At 55.8% G+C, this 6,000-nt stretch carries 5 protein-coding genes and 1 pseudogene; 1 reads left to right on the forward strand and 5 read right to left on the reverse strand.

Features of this window, described 5'->3' with window-relative positions; all coding sequences use genetic code 11:
- Positions 1-17 precede the first annotated feature (17 nt).
- The 4 genes from QNK41_RS10995 to QNK41_RS11010 all read right to left on the reverse strand — a co-directional run bounded on the left by QNK41_RS10995 (position 18) and on the right by QNK41_RS11010 (position 4,214).
- Positions 18-485 (reverse strand): cyclic nucleotide-binding domain-containing protein, encoded by a 468-nt coding sequence (locus tag QNK41_RS10995; RefSeq protein ID WP_319256689.1) that lies wholly within the window; start codon positions 483-485, stop codon positions 18-20.
- A gap of 11 nt (positions 486-496) precedes the next feature.
- Positions 497-952, reverse strand: coding sequence for a cyclic nucleotide-binding domain-containing protein (locus QNK41_RS11000; RefSeq protein WP_319256691.1), 456 nt, complete (start codon positions 950-952; stop codon positions 497-499).
- A 363-nt stretch (positions 953-1,315) separates the two neighbouring features.
- Positions 1,316-3,838: a DNA internalization-related competence protein ComEC/Rec2 gene (locus QNK41_RS11005; RefSeq protein ID WP_319256692.1), complete on the reverse strand. Its 2,523-nt coding sequence runs from the start codon at positions 3,836-3,838 to the stop codon at positions 1,316-1,318.
- A complete protein-coding gene (locus tag QNK41_RS11010) occupies positions 3,786-4,214 on the reverse strand; it encodes a secondary thiamine-phosphate synthase enzyme YjbQ (protein WP_319256694.1) in 429 nt (142 codons plus the stop codon). The genes QNK41_RS11005 and QNK41_RS11010 overlap by 53 nt, the downstream gene beginning before the upstream one ends.
- A 387-nt stretch (positions 4,215-4,601) precedes the next feature.
- Here QNK41_RS11010 and QNK41_RS11015 point away from each other — a divergent pair, with 387 nt between their 5' ends.
- Positions 4,602-5,225 carry a hypothetical protein gene (locus QNK41_RS11015; protein ID WP_319256696.1) on the forward strand — a complete coding sequence of 208 codons (624 nt, stop codon included), beginning with the start codon at positions 4,602-4,604 and terminating at the stop codon, positions 5,223-5,225.
- A 154-nt stretch (positions 5,226-5,379) separates the two neighbouring features.
- Here the strand turns inward: QNK41_RS11015 and QNK41_RS11020 are convergent.
- Positions 5,380-6,000 (reverse strand): annotated as a pseudogene (locus tag QNK41_RS11020) (U32 family peptidase); the annotation flags it as partial.

Below are 6,000 nucleotides of genomic sequence, written 5' to 3' on the forward strand. Positions count from 1 at the left end.
TGGCGTTGTTGGTTTGGCTATATTTTGTCCAAGGCGCCATAGGCAGCCTGAATGCGCTCGCGCAGTAAAAAACAGAGGCGCTCGAGCATAAAAAAGCCGAAGGGGGTGTCCTCCTCCATGCACTTTCTCAGCTGACGCCCCTTGAGGCGAATCACCGTTGAATCTTTCTGGCAGTTGGCCGAAGACATGAGCACGTGGGGCTCGCCCAACAGGGCGGACCAGCATCCCAGGGTCCGGCCCTTGCCCAGGGCATCGATCACCACCGACCCTTTGTGGCTGCCGATATCCATGGCACGCTCCAAAAACACGTATCCATCCACGATGATAAAAAGGTCTTCGCCAAAGTCTCCCTGCCGGAAAACATAAGCGCCGGCGTTGTATTGATCTAAACTGCAGAAATCTGAAATGGTGACCAGGTGTGCCGGGGAGATGTTCTTCAGGAACCCGCACGATTGCAAAGTGGACTGGATCTCGGTGTTGGCCATGGTTTCCTCCGTTAAACGTCACATTTCCCAGAATGGTCAGTACTGGCCACTGCCATCTGTTGGTAAGCCGTGATCAACCGTCGGCCGAGGGCCCGGGACAGATGTTTGAAAAACAGGTAGCCGCTTTCCATGTCGTTGTCCAGCAACTTGAGCAGGCGGTCTCGATCCAGTTTCAGCACCACCACCGGAGTCGCACAGATGGCATCGCCGCCGTAATTCATATGGCCGATGAGGCTGCCCCAGCCGAAGGCCTCGCCCACACGGCTTCCCGTGTATACCTGCGTTCCCGTTTCATCGATCGTGATCTTCACATCTCCCTGGGCAAGGATGAACAGATGCCGGGCTGCATCGCCGCTGCGAAACAGGATTTCTCCCTGGGCAAACGCCTCGCGTTCGGCGATGGCCATGACCCGATTGACCACATTCTGGCTCAGTCCCCAAAACAGATCGGTCTGTCGGATGTACATGGCGGCCTCATCTGGGCAATCGGCCCCAGCGGTGTTTGGATGGCGTGGTGAAGGTCAGTAGAAATGGAATTCCTATCTGTTTTATAGTATGCGGAAAAACCGGGTGTCAAATCAAACCTGTATCCGTTCGCGGTTTACCGTTATCGGTTCACGGTTAAGAAAAACAGAATGCAGAGGATACCGATGGTGGCTTCTTTCGAGGGTTTTGAAGTATGAAAAACAGCTTCCGAGTCATCGGTACGTCTTTATGATTTGAAAATTGCCGCGATTATTCTCTTTGAAAACAACGGCTAACTGTGAACCGATAACCGTGAACAGATACTTAAATTTCATGTGTGGATTCTGGACTTGGTGATAGACTTGCTATTCGATATTCTCAAATGGTCTGACAACCACCGTTTTGCCGTCCGAACGCATCGATATGGCACCTTGTATGCCTGTACACAGGATCCGGCTGCCCGCTTTGCGGTAACGATCCGTCACCTCGGCATGGGGAAACCCGAATCGGTTGCCGGCACCGGCGCTGATCACCACCACCGCCGGCGCCACCGAGGCAATCAGGTCCGGAGAACTGGATGTCCGGGAGCCGTGGTGAGGGGCGAAGAGAACTGTGCTGGCCAGCCCCCTGCCGACCCGCTGCACCAATTGGCTTTCCGCCCGGGCTTCGATGTCACCGGTGAGCAGAAAGGCGGTATCTCCCATTGTGGCCTTGACGACCAGTGAGCCGTTGTTGCGGTATTCCTGGTCGATGTCCGCCGGCTGGTCTAAAAACCCCGCCGACGGGTGAAGGACCGTCAGCGTCACCGGTCCGATAATCGTTTTGCCGGTACCGGCATCCACCGTTCGCACGACAATGTCTTTCTGACGGCAGACCGCCATCAACTCCCCATACCCTTTCGTGGTGTTGACATCACCATTGCTCCACAGTTCCCGGACATTGAAATACTTCGCGATGTAAATCAAACCATTGAGATGATCGGCGTTGGGGTGAGAGAGGACGAGGATGTCGACGGTGGCGATTTTCTTGCGCCACAGCACCGGTGCGACGACCCGCTGACCCATATCGAACAGGCGGTTGTCGGAAAAACCGCCGCCATCATAAAGCACAACGCCGCCCCCGGGCAGCTCCATGAGCGTGCAACCCCCCTGCCCGACGTCAATGGCCGTGAGCTTGAGATCCCGATGCCAGAAGCGTTGATAAGACCAGTATAATCCATCGCCGGCGGCCAGAACAATCGCTGCGGCCAGCACCCACGGGGCAACGCTCGTCTTGCGCAGGTTCAGCAGTGCCCAGCCGGCCAGATAGTACACAAAGATCTCCATCAGGGACGGGGTCACGGTTTTAACTGCGGCAAAGGAAAGCCCCGAAAAGAAGTCCACCCCCATCAGCGCCAGGTGCAGGATCTTGATGCTCAGCCAGAAACCCAGGGCAGCGGCGGGTTCGAAAAAGAGTGAAACAAAGGCCGACACCAACCCTAGCGGCACGGCCACAAAGCCCGCCACGGGCACAAGAAACAGGTTAGTTGCGATGCCCACCACCGAGGTCTGGTTGAAGTGGAACAGGACCACGGGAGCGGTGCCGGCAATGGCCAGGAATGAGACCAGAACAAAGCCCGCCAGCCCCCTGCCGGCCCGTTTGGCCGGTGAACGAGCCGGTTCCCCGGCGGCCCCGATCTTTTCCAAACCATACACAATGGCCAGCACAGCGGCAAAGGAGAGCTGAAAGGAGATAGAGAACAGAGCCGGGGGGAAAAAGGCCAGGATCACCAGGGCCGCCACGGCAAGGGTATTCAGGACGTCTTGCGTCCGCCCCAGGATCAGGGCGGCCAGAAACACCGCCACCATGAACTCGGCCCGTTGGGTCGAGGGAGACATACCGGCCAGCAGGCCATAGGCCAGCACGGGCACCAGCGTCGCAGCCGCCGCCCAATGCCGGCCCCACCCCCGCCACAGCAGGGGCGGGAATAAAGAGAAGATCCAGCGAAAAACGCCGAAGGCCAGGGTGGCCACGATGCCTACGTGAAGCCCGGAGATGGCCAGGAGGTGGCCCACGCCGGCCCGGTTGAACCGCTCCCGCAGCCCATCGTCGATGCCCGACCGGTCCCCGAAAACAAGGGCCTTGAGCACGGCCTTTTCGTCCGCAGCGTCCTGGCCGCCGGCTGCATCGATCATCTGGGCCAGCCGATGGCGGGCCGCATGGATCAGCCGCGTTGCCAGTGACCGGGTGCCCTTTCCGATTCGCCGGATTTTATCCGCCTGTACCCAGGCGCTGCCGAGAATGCCTTCAAAGGCCATGTGCCGGCGGTAGTCAAATCCACCCGGGTTCCTAAAATTGCGAAAGGCCCGCATTCTGGCCGGAAAAGCCACCCGATCGCCCGGATCCAGGTTCAGCTCCCCGATGACCGTCAGCCGGATGCGGCCCCGAACTGATTGTGATACCGCTTCACGGGAAAGGGTGTTTACGTCCAGGAGAAGACGGGTCCGGCCGAAACGAACGATAGGTGAATCAACGACGGTTCCCTGAATTCGCCAATATCCGGTGTCAAGATATTGAGCGACGTGGTCGGGTCCTTGGGTCGGCGATAGCCACGGCACCATGGCCAGGTATCCTGCGGCCATTGTGGCCAGCAGCGGAGACCATCGCGCCGGCCGGTCCCGCCTCAGGCAAATGGCCAGCCGCAGGGCTGCTACAATCAGGATAAACAGCGCCGCAATAACGAAACCAGGCAGGCCCTGGGTTAGAATGATACCGGCCATCAGTGATAGGGTAATGGGCAAGGCCGGGCGGTAGTAGGCGGCCTCAATACTATTTTTGATCGGTGACACGGGTTGGTTATATCCCGGAAAGGGTGACGTCGATGGTTCGATGCCGGGACCGGTTGTCATGATTAATAGCCACCACCTGCTGCCATGTGCCAAGTCGCAGCTGGCCTTTACGAATGGGTAAGGCGATAGATGGCCCCATGAGAGCCGCCTGGACATGGCTGTGACCATTGCCGTCATGCCAGGCCAGTTCGTGGGCGTAGGCCAAATCTTTTGGCGCCAGCCGGTTTATGGCGTCTTTGAAATCCTGGATTACACCCGGCTCATATTCTATGGTGGTCAACGATCCTGTCGATCCAACCATGCAGGCAGTGACCTGGCCGTTTTCAATGCCCGATCGGCCGATGATGCGGCTCAGCTCAGCAGTTATGTCTCGGATATCAGGACCGGTATTCAGACTTACCTCGATGGTAGCGAAATGAAATATGCTTGAAGCCATGGTATCTCCTGGTGTCTGAGGTTGCATGACGGAAGCCCAATTTTTTTTCTGAAATTTTACCGAGTATAGGCCAACGCATTTTTCGATTCAAGGTAAGATCGAAAGGAGCCGCACCAAAAAAGCTGCTGGAAATCCTTGACTTGATATCCGAGAACGATGGTATCTGTATTGGTAAAGAGCCGGTTGATATCTATCTGAAAATTTATATCCAGAACTCAAACCACGACATGTCGATACCCACGGTAAAATAACGTCGATAATACAATAAATTGGACTTTACCCTGATTTATACTATACAGGTCTTTACCGATCTATCGCGACACGGTTCCAATACTATTTCATATTGATGAACATGGGTAGCCTAAGAATTTGGGAGGCGTATTGAAAATGCGAAAAATTGAAACGACACTGTTCATGGCAGTCCTTGCCATCGCGGTAGTCGCCTGTTCCGGTTCGAGCAGCCGAATTATCCCGACCCATATGGAAGAGTCGCACGTGGGCAAGCCGATCAAGGATGTGCTGATTATTGCAATTATTGACAATCAAGAGATCAGGACAATCCTTGAAAAACATTTCAAGGACTGGCTCAGTGCGAAGGGCGTTGAAGCGATTACCAGTGCCGACGTGCTTGCTGTCGAAATGGGTGTCAAGCTGGAAAAAGAGGCCATCGTCGAGGTTGTCGACAAGTATGAAAACGACACCATCTTGATAACCCATGTGGTGGGAATGGAGGAGTCCGAAGTATTTAGCCGTGACAGGCCGCGGTATTTCTATAACTACTATGGCTTTTACAATTATGGCTTAAGCTACGTTACTTGGCCCACCATATACGGTGAAAAGGTGCAATTCAATCTTGAAACCAGGCTTTACGACGTGACGACAGAATCGTTGATCTGGGCGGGTGAATCGCAGATCAAAAATCCGAAGACCACAGGGCTGGCCATCGGCCAGTTAGTTGAGATGGTGATAAAGGAACTTGAGAAAAATGGTTTGCTGCCCAAGAAATCTTAGGACAAGAATCAGATGTAAGCGGACCGGTCATGACTGAAAACCGCGCCAACTATTCTCCAATCCTTTAATTTCTCTAATTCCTCAATTCGGAATGGGTCCCTCAGTCTTCGATCCTCTGAATTCTGTCCGCGGTCCCCGATTTCTGTCTTCTATCTCACTGCAATCCAATCTTCCAGTTCCACAGCCCCGGACGTTTTTTGATAGTCACCGTGGACGGCACCGGTTCATCCAGGTGGGCGAACATCCGGATGCCGGCCTGCCGGAGAACCATTCGCTTTTCAGTGATGTCCAACCGCCAGTTGGGGAAGGTCCAGTAGTCCGGACCGTGCTGGTCCACCCAGGCTTGCTCGCCCCGGGGGCTGTCGAAAGGCACGCGCAGCCGCATGTCGTCGGATAGGGTTCGAGAAATGCACAGGGGCCAGTTGCCGGAAAGGACGATTCCCAGCGGCAGCGGGCTCTGGCGGCAGAGGGTGAGAATGTCCGATTCTCCCAGTTCCGGGCTCACAAATGCCCCGGCAAAGCCCAGGGTCTTCAGCATCTCCAAACACAGGGCATTGGCCGCATTGCAAAAGGGACCCGCCCACAGGTTCAAGCCCTCGGGGCGATTGAACAGAGCCATTTGCCAAGGCATATTAAGCACGAACTGGCGCGCCCCGTTTTCAAGGCACTGCCGCAGTATGCCAGCCACGCGTTCTTCATCGTCCGGCCAGACGACCGGCGGCAGCCAGATCCAAAGATCGGTGGCAGCCGATTTGCCGAGGTTCGCCGCGACCGT

Origin of the sequence: Desulfosarcina sp., from assembly GCF_033791525.1 — a bacterium.
Lineage (GTDB): Bacteria > Desulfobacterota > Desulfobacteria > Desulfobacterales > Desulfosarcinaceae > Desulfosarcina.